Annotated in this window: 16 protein-coding genes; 10 read left to right on the top strand and 6 right to left on the bottom strand. The window is 69.7% G+C overall.

Going from position 1 to position 20,324, the window contains the following annotated elements; all coding sequences use genetic code 11:
- The first annotated feature begins 351 nt into the window (after nucleotides 1-351).
- Together AC6CH2_RS22155 and AC6CH2_RS22150 are read left to right on the top strand one after the other, a co-directional pair.
- The gene (locus AC6CH2_RS22155) at nucleotides 352-978 is read left to right on the top strand and encodes a DUF47 domain-containing protein (protein ID WP_435396835.1); all 627 of its coding nucleotides are present in this window, start codon (nucleotides 352-354) and stop codon (nucleotides 976-978) included.
- A 10-nt stretch (nucleotides 979-988) separates the two neighbouring features.
- Complete coding sequence (locus AC6CH2_RS22150) at nucleotides 989-2,116, top strand: inorganic phosphate transporter (RefSeq protein ID WP_435396834.1); 1,128 nt, start codon at nucleotides 989-991, stop codon at nucleotides 2,114-2,116.
- 205 nt (nucleotides 2,117-2,321) lie between these two features.
- On the opposite strand, the gene AC6CH2_RS22145 is transcribed toward AC6CH2_RS22150, so the two are convergent.
- On the bottom strand, nucleotides 2,322-2,729 hold the full coding sequence (locus AC6CH2_RS22145) for a hypothetical protein (RefSeq protein WP_435396833.1): 408 nt from the start codon (nucleotides 2,727-2,729) through the stop codon (nucleotides 2,322-2,324).
- Nucleotides 2,730-2,767: 38 nt separating this feature from the next.
- On the opposite strand from AC6CH2_RS22145, the gene AC6CH2_RS22140 reads away from it, so the two are divergent.
- Together AC6CH2_RS22140 and AC6CH2_RS22135 are read left to right on the top strand one after the other, a co-directional pair.
- The gene (locus AC6CH2_RS22140) at nucleotides 2,768-3,103 is read left to right on the top strand and encodes an MGMT family protein (protein ID WP_498271106.1); all 336 of its coding nucleotides are present in this window, start codon (nucleotides 2,768-2,770) and stop codon (nucleotides 3,101-3,103) included.
- A 92-nt stretch (nucleotides 3,104-3,195) separates the two neighbouring features.
- Nucleotides 3,196-3,909 (top strand): rhomboid family intramembrane serine protease, encoded by a 714-nt coding sequence (locus tag AC6CH2_RS22135; protein WP_498271105.1) that lies wholly within the window; start codon nucleotides 3,196-3,198, stop codon nucleotides 3,907-3,909.
- 18 nt (nucleotides 3,910-3,927) lie between these two features.
- On the opposite strand, the gene AC6CH2_RS22130 is transcribed toward AC6CH2_RS22135, so the two are convergent.
- Genes AC6CH2_RS22130 through AC6CH2_RS22120 form a run of 3 tightly spaced genes read right to left on the bottom strand, consistent with a single transcriptional unit; the run spans nucleotide 3,928 to nucleotide 6,688 of the window.
- Complete coding sequence (locus tag AC6CH2_RS22130) at nucleotides 3,928-4,860, bottom strand: tetratricopeptide repeat protein (protein ID WP_498271104.1); 933 nt, start codon at nucleotides 4,858-4,860, stop codon at nucleotides 3,928-3,930.
- Nucleotides 4,857-5,333 (bottom strand): hypothetical protein, encoded by a 477-nt coding sequence (locus AC6CH2_RS22125; RefSeq protein WP_498271103.1) that lies wholly within the window; start codon nucleotides 5,331-5,333, stop codon nucleotides 4,857-4,859. The genes AC6CH2_RS22130 and AC6CH2_RS22125 overlap by 4 nt, the downstream gene beginning before the upstream one ends.
- Nucleotides 5,333-6,688, bottom strand: a complete 1,356-nt coding sequence (locus AC6CH2_RS22120; RefSeq protein WP_498271102.1) for an ATP-binding protein — start codon at nucleotides 6,686-6,688, stop codon at nucleotides 5,333-5,335. The genes AC6CH2_RS22125 and AC6CH2_RS22120 overlap by 1 nt, the downstream gene beginning before the upstream one ends.
- Nucleotides 6,689-6,936: 248 nt before the next feature.
- Between AC6CH2_RS22120 and AC6CH2_RS22115 the strand changes: the two genes are divergently transcribed.
- Genes AC6CH2_RS22115 through AC6CH2_RS22100 form a run of 4 tightly spaced genes read left to right on the top strand, consistent with a single transcriptional unit; the run spans nucleotide 6,937 to nucleotide 13,075 of the window.
- Nucleotides 6,937-8,079, top strand: coding sequence for an AAA family ATPase (locus tag AC6CH2_RS22115; protein ID WP_498271101.1), 1,143 nt, complete (start codon nucleotides 6,937-6,939; stop codon nucleotides 8,077-8,079).
- Nucleotides 8,076-8,492, top strand: coding sequence for a bpX5 domain-containing protein (locus AC6CH2_RS22110; protein ID WP_498271100.1), 417 nt, complete (start codon nucleotides 8,076-8,078; stop codon nucleotides 8,490-8,492). Before AC6CH2_RS22115 ends, AC6CH2_RS22110 begins: the two co-directional genes overlap by 4 nt.
- Before the next feature lie 4 nt (nucleotides 8,493-8,496).
- Nucleotides 8,497-10,332, top strand: coding sequence for a hypothetical protein (locus tag AC6CH2_RS22105; protein WP_498271099.1), 1,836 nt, complete (start codon nucleotides 8,497-8,499; stop codon nucleotides 10,330-10,332).
- On the top strand, nucleotides 10,325-13,075 hold the full coding sequence (locus AC6CH2_RS22100; protein WP_498271098.1) for a bpX6 domain-containing protein: 2,751 nt from the start codon (nucleotides 10,325-10,327) through the stop codon (nucleotides 13,073-13,075). The genes AC6CH2_RS22105 and AC6CH2_RS22100 overlap by 8 nt, the downstream gene beginning before the upstream one ends.
- 116 nt (nucleotides 13,076-13,191) lie before the next feature.
- Here AC6CH2_RS22100 and AC6CH2_RS22095 read toward each other — a convergent pair whose 3' ends face one another.
- Together AC6CH2_RS22095 and AC6CH2_RS22090 are read right to left on the bottom strand one after the other, a co-directional pair.
- On the bottom strand, nucleotides 13,192-15,204 hold the full coding sequence (locus AC6CH2_RS22095) for a M13 family metallopeptidase (RefSeq protein ID WP_498271097.1): 2,013 nt from the start codon (nucleotides 15,202-15,204) through the stop codon (nucleotides 13,192-13,194).
- Between the two features lie 284 nt (nucleotides 15,205-15,488).
- Nucleotides 15,489-17,597, bottom strand: coding sequence for a M13 family metallopeptidase (locus AC6CH2_RS22090; protein ID WP_498271096.1), 2,109 nt, complete (start codon nucleotides 17,595-17,597; stop codon nucleotides 15,489-15,491).
- A 342-nt stretch (nucleotides 17,598-17,939) separates the two neighbouring features.
- On the opposite strand from AC6CH2_RS22090, the gene AC6CH2_RS22085 reads away from it, so the two are divergent.
- Both AC6CH2_RS22085 and AC6CH2_RS22080 read left to right on the top strand, forming a co-directional pair.
- The gene (locus AC6CH2_RS22085; protein WP_498271095.1) at nucleotides 17,940-19,313 is read left to right on the top strand and encodes an MBL fold metallo-hydrolase RNA specificity domain-containing protein; all 1,374 of its coding nucleotides are present in this window, start codon (nucleotides 17,940-17,942) and stop codon (nucleotides 19,311-19,313) included.
- Nucleotides 19,314-19,786: 473 nt separating this feature from the next.
- A partial coding sequence (locus AC6CH2_RS22080) for a hypothetical protein (protein WP_498271094.1) occupies nucleotides 19,787-20,324 on the top strand: 538 nt, incomplete at its 3' end.

Below are 20,324 nucleotides of genomic sequence, written 5' to 3'. Positions count from 1 at the left end.
GCAATGCCTCCTGTGGCCGGTGGGTTCACGGAAGGAGCGCGCAACGCGATGGGAGGGGGCCGTCGAGGCGCGGCCGGGCGGCGCTTTTGGGTCGTCGTCCATGGAAAGGCTTGGCGGGGGAACGTACTGTTGGGAACAGGGGCCCGATCTTAGCAGGCCTTCACGGCGGCCCTTCGTGAAAGCCCGGGCCGGGCGGGGCGCCCGGACCGGCGCGCGTCTTCCAGGCCTCGGGCGCCGCCGCGGGCGGCCGTCAAGGTGGGCGCGGCGTCGTCAAACCGTCATAATCGCGCCCGAAAACCCTTCGGCCCGGCGCGGCCGGCACGTATCGGCCCAGCCCAGAGGCACCCCAGCATGTTTTCCCTGCAGACCATTTTCGGCCAAGGCAACCAGTTCTACACCCTGCTGGAGGAGGCCGCCGTCGCCGCCCACGACAGCACCAAGGCCCTGCACGCCATGCTCAAGGAGGCCGACCGCCAGCCGGCGCTGGACGCGTTCAAGCTGGCTCGCCAGCGCGAGCGCGAGACCTCCGACAAGATCAGCCAGGAGTTGGTCGACAGCTTCATCACCCCGATCGAGCGCGAGGACATCGAGTCGCTGAGCTCGGCCCTGTACAAGATCCCCAAGCAGGTCGAGAAGTTCGCCGACCGCTATTCGCTGGCGACCCGCCACCTGGAGCACATCGACTTCGCCCCGCGCGCGGCGATGCTGGAACAGGCCGCCGAGGTGGTGGTGAAGATGGTCCACCAGTTGCGCCAGCTCAAGCTGGAGCCGATGAAGGCCCTCAACGACCAGCTGCGCGCGCTCGAGAACGAGGCCGACCGGCTGATGCTCGAGCTGTACCGCGACATTTATTCCGGCCAGCTCGACAACCTGCAGATGTTCCTGCTCAAGGAGTTCTTCGAGATCCTGGAAAAGGCGATCGACCGCTGCCGCGAGGCCGGCGTGGTCGCCTACCAGATCGTCCTGAAAAACTCCTGAGGCGCGCGCGATGCTGACGCTCGTCCTGGTGGTGATAGTCGCGGCTCTGGTCTTCGAGTACGTCAACGGCTTTCACGACACCGCCAACTCCATCGCGACCGTGGTCGCGACCAAGGTGCTCTCGCCGATGCAGGCGGTGATCCTGGCCGCCTCGACCAACCTGGTCGGCGCCCTGTGGGGCACCGCGGTCGCCAAGACCATCGCCTCGGGCCTGATCGACGCCGGCGTGGTCGAGGTCGGCTCGCAGCTGATCCTGTGCGCGCTGCTCGGCGGCATCATCTGGAACCTGATCACCTGGTGGCTGGGCCTGCCGTCCTCGTCCTCGCACGCCTTGATCGGCGGCCTGTGCGGCGCGGCGATCGCGGCGGCCTCGAACAACTGGCATGCGGTGGTCTGGTCGCATCCGGCCGAGCCGATCTGGAAGAGCGCCGGCGTGCTGTGGAAGGTGATCGTGCCGATGTTCACCTCGCCGGTGCTCGGCTTCACCGCCGGCTTCCTGGTGATGGGCGTGCTGTTCGCGATCATCTCGTTCATGGCGCGCAGCGGCGGGATATTGGCGCGGATCGCGCGGCCGCGCTGGGTCAACAGCTTCTTCGGCAAGGCCCAACTGGTCAGCGCCGCCGGCATGGGCTTCGCCCACGGCATGAACGACGCGCAGAAGACCATGGGCATCATCGCCCTGGCGCTGATGAGCGCGCAGCAGGCCGGCACCCTCGACAACCTGCCGGCGTGGCTGGCCTTCCTGCATCCCTCGCCGGGCGCGATCGCCCACAACGACATCGACACCTGGATCAAGCTGACCTGCGCGGTGGTGATGGCCGCCGGCACTGCCGCCGGCGGCTGGCGCATCATCAAGACCCTCGGCCACAAGCTGGTCAAGCTGCACCCGATCCACGGCTTCGCCGCCGAGACCAGCGCCGCCTCGGTGATCATGTTCGCGTCCTCGCTGGGCATTCCGGTCTCGACCACCCACAACATCTCCGCCGCGATCATGGGCGTGGGGACGGCCAAGCGTTTCAACTCGATCAAGTGGACCGTGGTCGAGAAGATGATCTGGGCCTGGATCCTGACCATTCCGGCCGCCGGCGGCATCGCCTATGCGCTGTTCGAGACGATGCGGTTCTTCGGTTGGATCTGAGCCGAACCGGCCGCGCGATGCGGCCTCTCGGCGCATAGCAAAAGGCCCGCAGCGATGCGGGCCTTTTTTGCTGCGGGGTTTGTTTATTTCGAATGCTATGCGGGTGGCGTCGCCGTCGTGATGGCGCGACTGCGGACCCCTGGCGGACGACGCAGACCCGAAGCCACGCAGACGCCGAAACGCGGCGGGCCGCTAACCGACCGCCTTACAGCAGATCGCCGTCCGCCGACAGCACGCGTTCCATGCGGTCGCCGACGCCGCCGATCTCCATCACCAGGCGCTGCAGCTCGGCGGCGTCCAGGGTTTCGGCGGGGCGGTTTTCGCACAGTTGCAGATAGGGCACGCCGTCGAGGTTGCCGATCGCCAGGTAGCCGACGTGGCTTTCCCAGTTGAAGGCCAGCGCGCGGCGCGCGTCCAGGCCGGTGGTCGGCGCGATCGCGGTGCTCACGCGCACGAACGGACGGCCGTCGTCGTCTTCCAGTTCGGACAGGAAGATCGCCTGATGGCGGGTGCCCTGTTCGAGCGAGAGCTCGATGCAGATCACGTTTTCGTCGTGGACGGTGAGGTGGAACCCGGCTCGGGTCAGATGGGTACGGATCTGTTCGAAATGCATGGGCGACTCCTGCGCGTTGCAGGGCCTATGCTACCGCGATGGACAGCGAAACTGCCGCTAAACGCATCCGGGCCGCGATCCGCGCCATTCCCAAGGGCGAAGTCGCCGGTTACGGCGAGGTCGCGCGCCGCGCCGGACTGCCCGGACGGGCCCGCCTGGTCGCGCGCCTGCTCAGCGAGAACGACGACGCCAAGCTGCCCTGGCATCGGGTGCTGCGTTCGGACGGGCGGATCGCGTTGCCGGAAGGTTCCGCCGGCTACCGCGAGCAATGCCAGCGCCTTCGCGCCGAAGGCGTGGAGGTGGTGAACGGGCGCGTGCGCGGCCAGCGCGCGGCGCCGACCCTGGACTCGCAGATCTGGGGCCCGGCCGACTGAACGCCGGCTGCGCGCGGGCGTCGCGCCCACGCGGCGCTCACGGTGCGCGGCCGGGGCAAGGGCTACCATATCGCCCGATTCGAGGAGCCGCGATGTTTTCCAGTATCCCGCCGGTCGTCAGGAAACTGCTGATCGCCAATGTCGCCGTATTCATCCTGCAAGCGCTGTTGAGCCAAGGCGAAGCGACGCGCGGTTGGGTGCTGTGGCTGGAGTTGTGGCCGTGGCTGCCCGCGCACGTTCCGGCCGACGGCAACTTCATGCCGTGGCAGTTGCTCACCTCGGGCTTCATGCACGGCGGCATCGGCCACCTCGTGTTCAACATGCTGGCGCTGGTGATGTTCGGCGCCTCGCTCGAGTACGAATGGGGCGCCAGGCGCTTCGCGATCTATTACTTCACCTGCCTGATCGGTTCGGCGCTGCTGCAGTTGCTGGTCGCCTCGGTCGCGGCGCGTCACGGCGACCTCTATCTGACCCTCGGCGCGTCCGGTGCGATCTACGGCCTGTTGCTGGCCTACGGCCTGCTGTTTCCGAACCGGCGCGTGACCTTGCTGCCGTTTCCGATCGTGCTCAAGGCGCGCACCCTGGTGATCATCTATGCGGTCGCCGCGGTGATCTACGGCGTGTTCGCCCAGGGCACCGGCGTCGCCCATTTCGCTCATCTCGGCGGCATGCTGGTCGGCTGGCTGACGATCCGCTATTGGCGCAAGCGGCCGCCGGGCGGCGGCAGCGGCGGCCCCCGCCGCGATCCGCGCGCGGAAGCGCTGCGCCAGCGCCGGCGGACCACCAAGTTGCGGGTGGTCAAGTAGCGCGGGGCCGCGCCGCGCTCAGAAACCCGGGCGCAGCCTGACCTGTTCCAGCTCGCGCTTGATCGAGCGCCAGAACAGGCTCGGCGCGATCCAGGTATAGGCGCAGAACGCCAGCCACAGATACGACAGCGGCCCGGCCCAGTGCGACAGCCCATGCTCGGGCAGAGCGATCAGGGCGATGCGGTAGAGCAGGAAGATGCTGAGCAGCAGCACCACCGCGCGGGTGCGCGAACCGGCGCTGATGTAGCTCTGGAACCGCCACCACAGCCCGAGCAGCCAGCTGCGGCGCGCTTTCACCGCCGCCATCAGGGTCAGCGCCTCGGCGTCCATCGGGTCGATCTGCAGCGCCCAGACCGCGTGGTCGCGGGCGCTGTCGGTGCGGCCGGCGGCGAGTTCGCAATGGCCGAGCACGCACAGAGCCTCGACGTGTTCGGGATGCGCGGCCAGCACCTCGCGGGCGAGCGCCTCGGCCTTCTGGCGCTCGCCGCGGCGCAGCTCCAGCGACGCCAGCAGGGCCTGGTAGTCGACGTCGCCCGGTTCGAGTTCGCAGGCGCGGCGCGCTTCCACCAGCGCCTGCGCGTCGCGGCCCCAGGCGCTGTAGAGGCGGGCGAAGGCATCGGCGATCGAGGCCGAGTCCGGTTCGAGTTCGCGCGCCGACTGCAGATGGGTTTCGGCGTCGCGGAAACGCCGGCCGGCGGTGGCGACGATCGCCGCGGCCAGATGCGCGAACGGCGAGTCGGGTTCGAGCTCGAGCGCGCGTCCGGCTTCCAGCGCGGCCGCATGCAGGCGCTTGCGCTTGACCAGGCACAAGGCGAGAAAGGCGTGCGCGCCGGCCTGGTCGGGGTCTTCGCCGAGCAGGCGCAGCAACGCATCGATGGCTTCGTCGATCTGGCCGTGAGCGTAGTAACGCTCGGCCATCTGGAACCAGTAACCGTGGCTGGCGTCGTTCATTGCAGGATCACCGAGACCAGGGCGGGCAGTTGCGCGCTCGCGAGCGCGCCGCGCCCGACCACCGCCAGCAGGATCATCAGGGGCAGGCCGTTGCGCGGCTGGCCGCCGTAGTACTCCCAGATCTCGAAGCAGCGCTGCTGCATCAGGTACACCGCATAGGCCATGCCGAGCTTGAGCAGCAGGATGCTCAGAAAGGCGTAGCGCAACTGCGCGCCCTGCAGCCAACCCTTCTGCTCGCACAGCGCCAGGGCGAACAGCAGCAGCGGGCTGCCGATCGCGCTCAGGCCGATGCAGGCCCATTCGCGCCAGCGCGTCGGGCTGCCGAGCGCCAGCGAATTGAAGCCGAACCAGGCCAGGCCGAAACCGCTGCCGGCCAGCATCACGCTGAGCAGCGGCCAGACCGGGTCGACCGCGTAGCGCGACAGGCCGGACGGCAGGGGCTCGTCGGGCAGGCGATAGACCGAGGTCGCCATCAGCCGCCCCCGTGGCGCTTGAGGAATTCCAGCACCTCGTCGTATTGGCCGCCCTGGTTGGCGTATCGGGCGTGATTGCGCGCTGTGGTCAGCCACTCCAGGGTGGTCGGACGGGTGTCCTTCAGGGCCGCGCGCAGGTGGCCCATGGTCAGCGGTATTTCCCGGCCCTGGTCGATCGAGGCCTCGATCGCTTCGTCGATCGCGGTCTCGACCAGGTTGCGCAGGTCGGCGCCGGAATAGCCCGAGCTCATGCGCGCGATTTCGGCGCCGTCGATGTCCTCGCCGAGCGGGCGCTCGCGCAGCAGCAGCTCGAGAATGGCGCGCCGCGCCGGCTCGTCCGGCGGCGGCACGAACAGCACCCGGTCGAAGCGGCCGGGGCGGCGGAACGCGGCATCGACCGCCCAGGGCACGTTGGTCGCGCCGAGGATCAGCACGCCCTGGTTGTTCTGGGCGAAGCCGTCGAGTTCGGTCAGGAACTGGCTGACCAGCTTGGCCGAGGTGGCCTCGCGCGAGTACTGCCGCTTGCCGCCGATGGCCTCGATCTCGTCGAAGAACACCACCGCCGGGGCGGTGCGCCGCGCGGTCTCGAAGATCGCATGCAGCTTGCGCTCGGACTCGCCGATGTACATGTCCAACACGTCGGTGATGGCCACGTTGTAGAAACGCGCGCCGCATTCGCCGGCGGTGGCGCGGGCGAGCAGGGTCTTGCCGCAGCCGGGCGGCCCGTACAGCAGGATGCCGCCGCCGGAGCGGCGCTTGAAGCGCTCGAACAGCGAGGGCTTGAGGAAGGGGGTGATGATGCGGCGGCGGATCTGGTGCTTGACCTCGTCCAGGCCGCCGACGTCGGCGAAACCGATCCGCGCTTCCGGCGGCTGCAACAGCCGCGACACGTCTTCGGCATCGGTGTCGTCGTTGGCGATGCTGGTCTGCAGGCTGCCGGCCTGCATGCGCCGCGCGTTGGCCAGCGAGATCACCTTGCCGGCCAGCTCGGTCGCCAGGGCGGCGTCCTCAAGCGCCGGGTTGAGGGCGATGGCCTGCTGGTACAGGCTGCGTGCGTCCTCGCGGCGGCCCTCGCCGAGCAGTTGCCGGGCGCGCGCGAACAGCGACGCCGCCGAGTTCTCCGGCGCGATCCGCAGCACCCGTTCGTCGTGGCGGTGGGCCAGCAGCAGGCGCAGCGCGGCGTCGCGCTGGGCCGGGTCGGCCAGCAGGGCGTCGCCGCCGAGTTCGAGCGCGCGGATCAGCGCGTCCGGGTCGGACTCGTTCAGGCAGGCGTTGACGACCAGCATGCCGAGCGCCGGGTTGTGCGGGCTGGCGGCGAGCGCGGCGAGCAGATCGTCGAGGGAGGTATCGGGCATGGCGGCATCCTGGCCGGGCGTGGCGGCGTATAGCGTAAAGAAAAACCGCGCGGTATAGGTTCGCGATCTCAACCGTACCGTGGCGCCGGTTGCGGTTCGACGAGCGCTGCGCCTACAGTGCGAACTGTGGCGCAGGTCCGTTTCCGGGCCGCGAGCCACGTCCCGTCAGCAAGCCCGCCGCCGCAGGACCGCGCGCCGCCAGCGCGCCGTCCGCCGATGGCGACGCCAAGGATCCAGGCCGTCCGTCGATGACTTTTTCGCCCGAACCTTCCGCCGCGGAGCAGGCCGCGGCCCGCGTCCGCGATGCCGTCCATTCCGCCACCGCCGGCCTGGTCGAGCGCGAGCAACTCGCCGAGCTGATCGTGCTGGCCGCGGTCGCCCAGGAACACCTGCTGATCGTCGGCCCGCCCGGCACCGCCAAGAGCGCGGTGGTGCGGCGCGTCGCCGCCGCGCTCGGCGGGCGGTACTTCGAATACCTGCTCGGGCGCTTCACCGAGCCGGCCGAGCTGTTCGGCCCGGTCGACCTGCGCCGGCTGCGCGAGGGCGTGGTCGAGACCGACGTCACCGGCATGCTGCCGGAGGCCGAGGTCGCTTTCCTCGACGAGGTCTTCCTCGGTTCGACCGCGATCCTCAATACCTTGCTCGGCGTGCTCAACGAGCGCCGCTTCCGTCGCGGCCACACTCAGATCGACTGCCCGCTGCGGGTCTGCGTCGGCGCGGCGAACGCTTTGCCCGACGACGAGTCGCTGGCGGCGTTCGCCGACCGCTTCCTGCTCCACCTGTTCGTCGAGCCGGTGCCGGACCATCAACTCGAAGCCCTGCTCGAAGGCGGCTGGCGGTCCGAGCGCGCCGCGGTCGAGCACCGCACCGAACTGGCCGACATCGACCTGCTGAGCCGGCGCGTGCCGCAGGTGAGCATGGGCCCGGCGCGCGGCCTGCTGGCCGACGCGATCCGCAAGCTCCGCAGCGCCGGCCTGAGCCTGTCGGACCGGCGCATCGTCAAGGTTCAGCGCCTGATTGCCGCGGCCACCGTGCTCGCCGGCCGCGATACCGCGACCGCCGCCGACCTGTGGCCGCTGTTCTACGTGATGCCGACCCGCGAGGCCCAGGCCGCGGCTCAGGACGCGTTGCGCGACTCGCTGTCGGCGGCGGCCAACCCGACCCTGCGCGCCGCGGTCGAACACGCGGTGCTGCAGCCGGTGTCGCGCGCCGCACGCCTGATCGAAGCCGCGCGCAGCTGCCTGCAGGGCGCCGCAGACGCACCCGGAGCGGCGACGATAGCGGAAGCCCTGCTGCGCGAGATCGACGCCAACTTCGACCCGCAGTCGATTCCGGCCGAGCTCGCCGCCGAACGCGCGCGGCTGGTCGAGCGGGTCGCCGCGCCGACATGAAGTGGCGCTGGCGGGCAGAGGCCGACCCGCCCGCGCCGCAAGGCGCGATCGGGATCGGCGCGGCGGCGCAGGGCTTGCTCGACGCGCTGGCGCGGATCGACGCGGGCCGGCGCGAGGCGCTGATGCTGACCGCGAACGCCGATGCGGTCATCGTCACCGGCGCCGGCGATGCGCTGCCGTGGAGCGACGGCGTGGCCTATATCGCGCCGTGCCAGGACGCGCCGGCGCTGTGGTTGCCGACCACCCAGCGCCCGGACCTGCCGCTGGACCTGTTGCTGCGCGCGATCGCGCGCCGGCATCGGCAATCGCCGTTGTTGCTGTGGCCCGAGCCGATGCAGCTCGTGCCGCTGCACCGCGCGCTGCCGGCCAGCGACGAACTGATCGCGCAGATACGCGCGCATTGGCGGAGCTGAGCCGATGCGGGTACCCGAGGCGCTCGCACCCTGGCGGCCATGGCTGGACTGGTTCGACCCCGACATCGTCGACCTGCTCGGCGATCTGCTGCTGCGCCTGCATCCGATGCTCGGTGCGTTCCGCATGCGCGCCCTGCGCGGCGTGGCCGAGCCCGAGGGCATCGACGATCTGCGCCGGCGCGGCCATTACGAACGCCTGTTGCTGAGCGAGTGGGCGCTGGCCGACGAAGTGCCGGAAGAATTCGACCGCCGCGCCGCCGGCGGCGAGCATCTGTTCCTGTCGCCGAAACTGGTCGCGCGCGAAGCCGACGCGCTGACCGTTGCGGTGTTCGACACCGGCCCGGGCCAACTCGGCGCGCCGCGCCTGGTGCATGTGGCGATGTGGATCCTGCTGGCCGCGCGCGCGCGCGCGGCCAAGGCCCGTTTCGCCTGGGGCGTGCTCGGCGCGCCCGGGGTGCTGCATCCGGCCGACGCGCCGGAACGTCTCAAGCAATTGCTGCAGGCGCGCAGCCTGGCGCCGGGCGGCGCCGCTTCCGACAGCGAGGGCAACCTACAGGCCGCGCGCGACCATCACGAACGCGAGTGGCGGCGTGCGCTCGACGAAGCCGACCCGAGCCCGGGCGAACGCTGGTCGATCGGCGCGCATGCGGCCGGCTATGGGCTGGGTCACCGCGTCGATGTTTCGCGCGCGGCCGAACAGCAGCTCGCGGTGACCATCGCCTCGCGCCAGGCGCGGCGCGAACTGCGCTTGAATCTGCCCGCGCCGGAGCGTTCCAGCGCCTTGCTGCGCGGCGAGTTCGAGCGCGTCGCGGTCGTGCGCCCGAGCGGAGTGCAGACCGGCTCGCACGGCGGCGGCAAGTTGTCGCTGAAGCAGCCGCCGTTGATCTCCTGCGGCGGCCGCTATCTCGCCGTGCCGCTCGCCGGCGAGAGCGCCGCGAACGTCTATCGTTTGCCGTCGACCGAGGCGACGCGCTTGCCGGCGCCGAAGACCACGCGCTGGGGCAAGGGCAAGTCGCTGCTCGGCGCGACCCTGACCGGGCGCCATTTCGCCGGCGTGATTCCACAGACGCAGTGGCTGGAAGGCTGGCAGTTCGATGGCATGGGCCGGCTGCCGCTGCCGCCGCCGGGCGATCTCGATGTCACCACCGGCAAGGCGCGTCTGCTGCCCTGTGTGTGGTTCAACCCCGGCAACGGCTATCGGTGTTTGTGGCTGCTCTCCAGCCAGCGCAAGTTGCTGTCGTGGGTGCGGCACAGGCACGACGACATCGCATACGAGGTCGTGGCCGATCAGGTGCTCGCAATCGCGAGCAGCGACGCCGAGCGGATGTTTTATCTGCGTCACGGCGACGGCCATCTGCATCTGCATTCGGTATCTCTCGATCAGGTTTTGGATCGGGTCGCATTTCAGGGGCAAGCCAACGCTGCGTTCCTGTGCGGGACTCAGTGCGGAATGGGCTGGCCGGGCGGTTTCTGCGTCGAACAGATCGTCGGCGGGCACGGCGGCGAACGCTCCAGCATCTGGCGGGTATTCGTGCGCCTCGCCGAGCGCCCGCCGAGCGAGTACGAAATCGTCCTGCAGGCCGACTGGAAAGTGGTCGGGCTGGGCCAGCCCGACGGCGGCGACATCGGTTTGATCGCGCTGCGCCCGGACCGCAAGGCGCTGGTGCGCATTGGCGCGCAGGGGCGTTCGGTGCTGTACGAGTCGCCGAGTCCGATCAGTACGGTCAGCGTCGCCGTCGACGCCGACCTGATCGCCTTGGTCGACCTGCAAGGCCGTTTGGTGGTGCTGCGCGACGGCGCGCGAAAGATGCTCGTCTACACAGGGGGAGACGATGGCTGAAACGAATGGCAACACGGAGGCGCAGACCGATGCGACGGTCCGCTACCCGGTCTGGCGCGGCTGGCAGCCGGTGGCGGGGCTGTGGTTCGGCGCCGACTGGCTGGCGCCGGAACAGCGCGCCGAACGCATTCTGCGCGCATGGGCGATGGGCTGCCGCGCCTGGCGCTTCGACGACGGCGACGTGCTCTGCTTCGAGCAGGCGCGGCCGATGCAGTGCAGCGACGCACCCGGCGTGCCGTTGTGCCGTATCGGTGCGCACGGCCTGTACGCGGGGCCGTTGACCGCCGACGAACTCGCCGCGCTGACGCCGGCCGATGTGCAACTGGTGGTCGGCGGGCGCCTGCAGCCGTTGTATTTCGCCCAGGCCCAGGCGCTGGACCCTTCGCTGGTCATCGACATCGACGACTACGCCTTGCACGACACTTACGACGGCCGCCTCAGCTTGCGCGCGCCGCGCCACGACCGGCTCGCCGGCAAGCGTGTGCGCGAGGTGCTGAGCGACCGCATTCCGCCGCCGAGCAAGGAGCAGGCCGAGTTCCTGCGCCGTGCGCGCGGCGGTATCGGCGTCGGTGCCGGCGGCGAGGGGGCGCCGAGCCTGCGCGAACGCATCGCCGGCAGACGCGACGGCATGGCCGATTGGCTGCTGCGGCGTTTCCCGGGCTTGTCCGGCGAGCCGGCGCCGGCGCGCAACGGCGCGCAGATGCGCGACGGCGGCGCCGGCGCGTTGCGCGCACGCGCCGCGCCGCGCGCGCCGCAGGCGTGGCGGCAGGCCCTGGTGCGTTTCGCGATGGCGAGCCGCGCCTCGAAACTGATCGGCATGCGCCAGGGCGCCTATCTGCGCCGGATGATGGCGCAGTTCGAAAAAGGCGATCTCGGCGAGGCGCTGCGCAATGCCTTGCCGATCGACGGCCGCGGCGATTCGCTGGGCCAGGCCTTCGGCACGCCGGGCCGGCGCGGCGACCTCAGTCTCGGCGGCGAGCGCCAGGCCGCCGCGGACATCGGTCTCGGCGACTACGAGCGCGAGCACCTGCGCAAACTCTATCGCCAGGCTTTCGACAAACTCGACCGCCAGGGCCGGATCGACGAGGCGGTGTTCGTGCTCGCCGAACTGCTCAACGCGCGCCAGGAAGCGCTGGATTATCTGGTCCGCCACCAGCGCCACGCGCAGGCGGCCGAACTCGCGCTGGGCTGGGACATGCCGGCGGAAACCATCATCCGCCTGCTGATGCTGGCCGGCGACAGCGAGCGCGCGATCCTGGTCGCGCGCCGCGACAATGCCTTCGCCGCGGCGATCGCGATGATGGAAAAAGACCATCCCGAGCATGCCGGCAGGCTGCGCCGCGAATGGGGCCAGTCCTTGGTCGAGCGGGGGCAGTGGCTGGCCGCGGTCGACGCGGTCTGGCCCGAGCCGGCGTTGCGCGAACAGGCCGGGCGCTGGCTGCTCGCGGCCGAAGCGGCCGGCGACGAACTGTCGGCGCGCGCGCTGGTGCAGCGCGCCAGCCTGCTGCCCGACACCATCGAGCACTACGCCGAACGCATCGCGATCTTGGCCGACCCGGCCTCGCCGCCGTTGCCGCGCGCGGCCCTGGCGGAGGCCTTGCTCGCCGGCCAGGACAAGCGCAGGGACAAGGGCACGGCGGTGCGCCTGTTGGCCACCCGGGTGTTGCCGGCGCTCGCCGCCGACCGGGCCGCCTGCGCGAACGCGCTCGACCGCCAGCAACTGGAGAGGTTGCTGAAGTTGTCCGGCGACCCTTGGCTGCGCGCCGATCTGCCCGCGTGGGACGTGCCCGCGATGGCCGGGCGCAAGTTCTGGGAGAGCCAGGACGAGCAGCGCTGGCAGGCGCCTGCGGCCGGGCTCCACCACGCGCACGACATCGCCGCGCTCGGCGAGGGCCGTTATCTCGCCGCGCTCGGCGAGGCCGGCGTCGCGGTGATCGACCGTCACGGCCGCAGCATCCGCCGTTACGCGGTGCCGGCCTACAAGCTGGCGATCGCCGACAGCCTGCAGGTCGCGCTGGCGATCGCGCCGCGCGAGGCGGTGTCGCGCATCGCCCGCCTCGACCTGGCCCATCACGAGATCGCCGACCTGGGGGTGATGCCGATCCAGTTCGCCGCCGATCGCTACGACGGCATCGCCTGGTCGCTGGTGTCGAACGACCGCCTGCTGGTGGTCGACGCGGCGCGGCCGTCGCTGGACGTGTTGTGGAGCGTCAGCGAGCCGAATACCCGGGTGATCGCGGCCGAGTATTTCGCCGCCGACGAGTTGTTCCTGATCCAGGACGCGCGCGGCGCGAGTTGTTGGCATTACCGGTTGCCGCGGCGCGCGTTGCGCTCGCGCGACGCGGTGCCCGAGAGCCTCGAGCAACGCCTGCGACTGCACCCGATCACCGGCGCGCAATTGCTGGACGTTTCGGCCGACGAGGACGGCATCGCGCTGGCGTATTCGTGGGCGAGCTACCGGCGCAGCGTCCGCTTGCCGGCGCACGGGCTGGGCAAGCTGCGCGACTGCAGCATCAAGTCGCTCGCCAACGGTTTTCTGGTCGGCCTGTACGGCGAGGAGGCGATGCGCTTCCACCTGGTCCGCTTCAACGACGCCGCCTCGCTGGCGGCGATCGATTGGCCCTACGGCGCGGCGGTGTCGGTGCGCGAGCAGGACGGCCGCCTGCTGCTGTACGACGACCAGGGCCGGGTGTTGGACATCGACACCCGACGCACGCAGGCGCAGGCGTTGTCCTTGTTGTGAGCCCTGCGACGGTCCGCAACGAAAAGCCCGGCTTGCGCCGGGCTTTTCTTCACTGCAGGTGCTGATGCGCCGTTGCGGTCGCTCGCACCGATCGACCCGAGTTCAACCCGGGCAGATCAGGGAAACACCTTGATCTGCTGGTCGGGCTTGCGTTGCATCGCGGTGCCGGCCTTGCAGCCGAAGGTCTCGCCGAACGCGGTCAGGTTCGACAGCGGCACGTTGGTGCGCCACTGGCCCGGGGCGTGGATGCCGGCGGCGGAACGTTGCGCGGCGACTTCCGGACTCAGTTGCTGCGCCCACAGCCCTGCCCAGGCGCGGAAGAAGGCCTGGTTGGCCTCCTTGGTCGCCGCCGGCGCGGCGGCGCGGTAAGCCGACCACGCCAGTTCGACGCCGGCCTGGTCGGCGATGGCGACTTCGCGGACCTGGTTGCCGTTGACCTTGACCCCGCTCAGGCCCGGGTAGGATTCGGCGCTGTACTGCGCGGCGACGCGGCCGGCGAGCGAGTCCCAGGCCGAGACTTCGGTCGGGGTCCACCAGTCGCGTACTTCCTGTTTGGCGTTGACGTAGCGGCCGCGGCTGTCGAAGCCGTGGGTCAGCTCCGCGCCGACCAGGGCGCCGTAAGAGCCGTACTGCGCGGCCTCGGGCTTGCTCAGGTCGAGCACCGGCGGCTGCAGCATCGCCGCGGTCACGATCAGGCGGTTCTGGGCGATGTCGTAGGCGAGCGACGGCTCCTGCGGCAGCACGTCCCAGCGGCGGTCGGCGTTGCCGCGGCCGATCCGCTTCATTTCCTCGCGGTGGCGCCAGGTCGAGGCGATCAGCATGTTGCTGCCGAAGCTGCCGCGGCCCATCGGCTGCACGGTGTAGTCGAGATCGCGCTTGGGCGTGCCGACTTCGATCTTGAGCTTGCCGAGCTTGGCGCGGGCCTCTTGCTTGACCGCCTCGCTGAAGCGGGTATCGGCGTCGATCGCCTTGCCCACCGCGTCGCGCAGCTGAGCGGCGATCTGTTCGGCGCGCGCATCGGTGGCGGCCGGCAGGTAACGCGCGGCGTATTCGTGGCCGACCATCGGGCCGGCGGCGAGGGTGATCGCGTCGAGCACCGCCTGCTGGCGGGGCGCCGGCGCGGCCTGGCCGCGCAGCACGCGGCCGCGGAACTCGAACTCGGCGTCGCGGAACGGCTTGGCCAGGTACGGCGCCATCGAATCGCCGACGCGCCAGCGCAGGTAGGTCTTCCACTGCTCGGGCTTGAGGCTGCCGAGCAGCTTGTCGAGTTCGGCGAACAACTGCGGGTTGGCGAGCGAGACGCTGTCGTCGGTGACGCCCTGGGCCTTGAGGAAGGCGCCCAGCTGCAGGTTCTTGTACTGCTTGGCCAGGGTCGCGACCCCGACCGGGGCGTAGTTCGCGCGCGGGTCGCGCAGGTCCGGCAGCGGTTTGGAGGCGCGGGCGATGCGGGTCTCCAGGTCGATCACGAACAGCGACTCGGCCGCCAGCTTGTCCTTCGGCGTGCCGGTCAGGGTCAGGATCTTCTGCACGTAGTTGTTGTAGTGGCCGAGCAGCTGGCGGGTATCGGCGTCGCTGCGGGTGTAATAGGCCGGGTCGGGCAAGCCCAGGCCGCCCTGGCTGAAGTAGCCGATGTGGCGCTCCAGGTCCTGCAGGTCGATGTCGGCGCCGAAGTTGAAGGCGACCGGGATGCCGACCTGGTGCAGCGCGGCGATCGAGGCCGGGATCTCCTTGCTCTTCTTGATCGCGTCGATGCGGCCCAGCAACGGGGCGATCGGCTGCGAGCCGTCGCGCTCGACCGCGGTCTCGTCCAGGCCGCTGGCCCAGAAGTCGCCGAGCAGCTTCTGCACGTTGCCCTGCGGCGCGGTCATCGCGCTGTTGAGCAGTTCCAGCTGCTGCTTGCGCGCATTGGCGGCGAGGGTTTCGAGCGCGGACACCGAGCCGGCGCCGGACAAGGGGTTGTTGCGCAGCCAGTCGGCGTTGGCGCTGGCGTAGAAGTCGCTGCAGGCCGAGGCGGCGGCGGGCGCCTTGGGTTTGGCGGCTTTCTTCTTGGCGGCATCGGCGGTCGGCGAGGCCAGGCCGGCAATCAGGCTGAGGGCGAGGGCGCAGGCAAGCGGGCGTAGTGTCGACATCGCGTATTCCATCCTGGGGATGCGGGAGTTTAACAACAGCCCCGGTGACGGCGATGAACGGGTTTGGCGGTTGGGGTCGGGACGGAAGAGACGGCAGGCTCAGTCCGAGCCGAGGGGTGCGGTCCTCATGGGTTGCTGTTGCTTCCTCCGTTCACGCCAGAAGCTCGCCGCAGGCCGGGTGAGCGCAGCCAGGTCGAGGGCAGCAAAGAGAAAGGCCCGGGAATCCCGGGCCTTTCGTTCCACACTTTGGCTGCGGCGCGACCCTCGGGCCGCGCCGCGGACGATCACCAGATCACCACCTGCTTGTCGCCCTCGCGGACCATCGGCTGGCCCGGCTTGCACGAGAACGCGGCGGCGAAGGCCGGCAGGTTCGACGGCGCGCCGATCGCGCGGAAGTTGGCCAGGGCGTGCTCGTCGGTCTGCAGACGCACCTTCATCTCTTCGGCGGTGAAGTTGCGGCGCCACACCGTCGCCCAGTTGAGGAAGAATCGCTGGTCGCGGGTGAAACCGTCGGTCTTCGGGTCCGGGGTGTCGCCGGCGGCCTTCTTCATCGCGTCGTAGGCGGTGGCCAGGCCGCCGAGGTCGGCGATGTTCTCGCCGAGGGTGTGCTTGCCGTTGACGTGCTGGCCCGGCGCGGCTTCATAAGCGTTGAACTGCTCGATCAGCTTGTCGGTCAGGCCCGAGAACGCCTTGGCGTCGCTCGGCGCCCACCACACTTCCATGTTGCCGGTCGGCCCGAAGCGCGAACCCTGGTCGTCGTAGCCGTGGGTCATCTCGTGGCCGATCACCGCGCCGATGCCGCCGTAGTTGGTGGCGTCGTCGGCCTTGGGGTCGAAGAACGGCGGCTGCAGGATCGCGGCCGGGAACACGATCTCGTTCTGCAGCGGGTTGTAGTAGGCGTTGACCATCTGCGGCGGCATGCCCCATTCGGTCTTGTCGACCGGCTTGCCGATCTTGCTCAGGTTCCACTTGTAGTTGAACTCGTTGGCCGCCTTGACGTTGGCGTAGTAGCTGTCGCGGCTGGTCGACAGGCCGCTCCAGTCGCGCCACTTGTCCGGGTAGCCGATCTTGGGCGTGAAGCTGGCCCACTTCTCGATCGCCTTCTTCTTGGTGTCGGCGCTCATCCAGGCCAGGTTCTCGATGCGGACCTTGAGCGCTTCGCTGAGGTTCTTGACCAGGGTCTGCATGCGCTCCTTGGATTCGGGAGTGAAGGCGACCTTGACGTACAACTGGCCCAGCGCTTCGCCGGCCTGGCCTTCGATGGTGTCGAGGACGCGCTTGCCGCGCTCCTTGAGTTCCTTCTGGCCGCGCAGGGTCTTGCTGTAGAAGTTGAAGTTCTCTTCGACGAAGGCGTCCGACAGGTAGGGCGAGGCGCTGTCGATGGCGTGGAAGCGCAGGTAGGCCTTCCACTGGTCGGCCGGGACTTCGCCGATCATCTTGCTGACTTCCTGGTGGAAGGCCGGCACCGCGAGCGAGAACATCTTCGGCAGGGCCACGCCCTGCGACTCGAAGAACTTGGTCCAGGAGAAGTTCGGCGTCAGCTTGTCGGCGTCGGCCGGGCTGACCGGGTTGTAGTACAGCGAGACGTCGCGCGAGAGCTGTTCGCGCGACTTCGAGACCTTGGCCAGGCGGGTCTCGAACGCGACCACGTCCTTGGCCTGCTTGGCGGCGTCGGCCGCCGGGGTGCCGCCGAGTTCGAGCACCTTGGCGATGTGGGCCTCGTACGCGGCGAGCTTGTCCTTGTGCTTGGCGTCGGAGTAGTACGGCGTGTCCGGCAGGCCCAGGCCGCCCTGCGAGGCGTAGGCGATGTTGTTGGCCGAATCCTTGAAGTCGGCTTCCGCGCCGAAGCCGAACAGCGGGTTGTCGCCGGTGGCGGCGGAAGCGCGCAGGTACTCGGCGATCTGCTCGGCGCTGTCGAGCGCGTCGATCTTGGCCAGGTCGGCCTTCAGCGGTTCCAGGCCCTGGGCGTTGATCTTGGCCGCGTCCATGCCGGTCGACCACAGGTCGCCGACGATCTTCTCCACGCCGGTGGCCTTGGCGTCCGCCGCCGCCTGTTCGGCGATCTGGCGCTGCACCGCGGTGGAGCGCTCGTCGAGCATCTCGAACGCGCCCCACGAGGTGCGGTCGCCCGGGATGGCGTTGGCGGCGAGCCACTTGCCGTTGACGTATCCGCCGAAGTCGGTGCAGGCGTCCTTGGTGGTGTCCAGGTCGGCGACGACGAAACGGTTGACCGGCGGCAGCTTGCTCTCGTCGAGCTTCAGCGCGCTGGTTTCGGCGGGCTTGTCGGCGGCGGCCGGAGCGGCCGGGGCCGGGGCTTCCTGCTTGGCGCAGGCGGCCACGGCCGTGGCGATGGCGAGGGACAACAGCAGGACTTGCGGTTTTTTGAAGGTCACAGCGGGCTCCAGCCGGAGAGGCGTTGGCGAGATACGAATCGGGAGTGTGGCGGATTTCGGAGCCGCTCGGCTCGGTCTTTCCCGGATCACGGGCGGACGATAGTCCCGTTCCCGGGCCGGGAAGGGTGTCGAAGGTCATGTGGGGTAGCGCGAATCCGTTCAGTTTTGCCCGGTTTGCGCGGCCGCTGCGCCGAGTCCAGCGGTTCGCGCGCTTCGCGCCGGACGCGTTGCCCGCGCGGCCCTCGCTGCCGCGCCGCGGTTCGGCCCGGGCGCATCGCGAAGCGGCGCCGGGCCGCGTGCTAGCGTGCGGCTTTGTCGATCCAGACCGGCGGAGTTCATTGCATGCGAGTCCATTTCCACGGCGCGGCCGGCGAGGTCACCGGTTCCCTGCACGAGGTCGAGGCCGGCGGGCATCGCATCCTGCTCGACTGCGGCATGATCCAGGGCAGTCCCGAAGCCGAGCGGCGCAACTTCGATCCCTTCGCATTCGATGCCGCCGCGCTGGACGCGCTGGTGATCAGCCACGCCCACATCGACCACATCGGCCGCGTGCCCCTGCTGCTGCGGCGCGGTTTCCGCGGGCCGATCTATGCCCAGGCCGCGACCGCCGAGCTGATGCGCATCATGCTGCTGGACTCGGCGTCGATCGCCGAGAGCGAAACCGGGCGCGGCAACCGCCGGCGCGCGCAAGGCCAGCCCGAAGCCGTGCCGCTGTACACGCGCGAAGACGTCGAGGCGACCATGCAGCGGGTCGAGCCGATGCCCTACGACAGCCCCCGCAGCATCCTGCCGGGCGTCGAGATCGAGTTCCGCGAGGCCGGCCACATCCTCGGTTCGTCCGCGGTCGAATTGCGCGCCGAGGGCAGGACCCTGGTGTTCTCCGGCGACATCGGGCCGAAGGGCACGCCGATCCTGCGCGACCCCGCGCCGATCGCGCGGGCCGACCTGGTGCTGATGGAATCGACCTACGGCGACCGCCTGCACAAGGACCGCGCCGAAACCATCCTCGAACTCGGGCGCATCCTCGAACGGGCCTGGAACGACGGCGGCAATGTCCTGATCCCGGCGTTCGCGGTCGGCCGCAGCCAGGAACTGCTGTACTGGTTCGCCAAGTACTGGGACGAGTGGAACCTGTCGCGCTGGCAGATATTTCTCGACAGCCCGATGGCGGCCAAGGTGGTCGCGGTCTACGACCGCCACGCCGACCTGTTCGACGAAGACGCCGTGCGGGTGTGGAAGGCGGCGCCGAACCCGTTCGAGTTGCCGAACCTGCGCCTGACGGCGAGCGCCGAGGAGTCGATGGCGATCAACCGCATCGAGCGCGGCGCCATCGTCATCGCCGGGTCCGGCATGGCCAACGCCGGCCGCATCCTGCATCACCTCAGGCACAACCTCGGCAAGCCGCAGACCCATGTCGTGTTCGTCGGTTACCAGGCCGAAGGCACGATCGGCCGGCGCCTGGTCGACGGCGCGCAGTGGGTGCGCATCCACGGCAAGGACGTCCGCGCCAACGCCCAGCGCCACACCATCGGCGGGCTGTCGGCGCATACCGACCAGAAGGGCCTGATCGAGTGGTACGGCCAGATCGGCGGCCGCCCGCAGTTGGCCCTGGTCCACGGCGAAGACAAGGCGCGCGAAGCGCTGGCCGGCGAGATCGGCCAGCGCTTCGGGGTGGAAGTGCAACTGGCGCGACCAGGGATGAGCCTGGAGGTTTGATCGAAAGCCCGCCGGGACATCAGGCCGCTAGTCGGGCGGTCCTCGCATTGCAGCCGCTCGTGCGGCTGCGAACGGCTGCCGGGCTGCCTGGATTCAGCTTGTTCAGGCCTTGGATCGCGGCAAATACGAAATTGCTTCGCAGCTGAGGGTTGCGCTTTGACATAGGCCCAAAGCCGATCTAAGTTCGCTGGAACTGTGGATAAAGTCTCAAAATGTTGTGCTTTATGAGGCGCGCAGCGGTCGGGCGACAGGGGAAGGGGGATGCGATGAGAAGCGAATTGCGCTTGCGCGGTGTGAGTTTGAGCGGCACGGCTCGCGGTGACCGGCGTTCCAATGGCTCCTCAGTTGCTTGCCTTCGATCCGCGGCGGCGGCCGTCATCGTCGGCCTGGCCGCAACCGGATCGGCGCGGGCGTCGGAACAGAACCCCGACGTCGATGCAGCGACAGGCACCCAAACCACCTTCATTTCGGGCTTGACCCTGACCGCGACGTCCAGCGGCGGCGTGCCGGGCACGACCTCCACTTCGGTCACCGCGGGCGGTCTGAGCTTCGGCGGCAATCCGCCGGGCGCTTACGATCCGCGCATCGATCTGCTTTCGGAGACCTTCAATTTCCTGACTCCGGGTACCACGACGATCGTGGCGGCCGGAGGGCAGGTGACTCGCGGCACCCTGACGTTCGCGTTCAGCCGGCCGGTGGTCAATCCACGCTTCCACTTCGCCCGCCTCGGCGGCACCGGCGCCGGCGCCGGTTTCACTTCGACCTTCTTCACTACGCCGGCCGGTTCGACGTGGAGCGTGATCAGCGGCACCCTGAGCACCACGCTGACCAACACCCGCTTGCGTCCTTCGTCCACCGCGCCGGCAGTCGCCTGCGCCGACCCGGCCTCCACCTCGGGCTGCGGCACCGCGCAACTCAACGGCACCTTCACTTCGATCGCGTTGGGGATCGGCATAGGCAACCCGACCGCGGGCGCCGGCGACCTGGGCGCGGACGGCTACACCGTCGCCG

It is taken from the genome of Lysobacter sp. GQ73, assembly GCF_059758755.1.
This window is presented reverse-complemented; position numbering and strand designations above follow the sequence as displayed.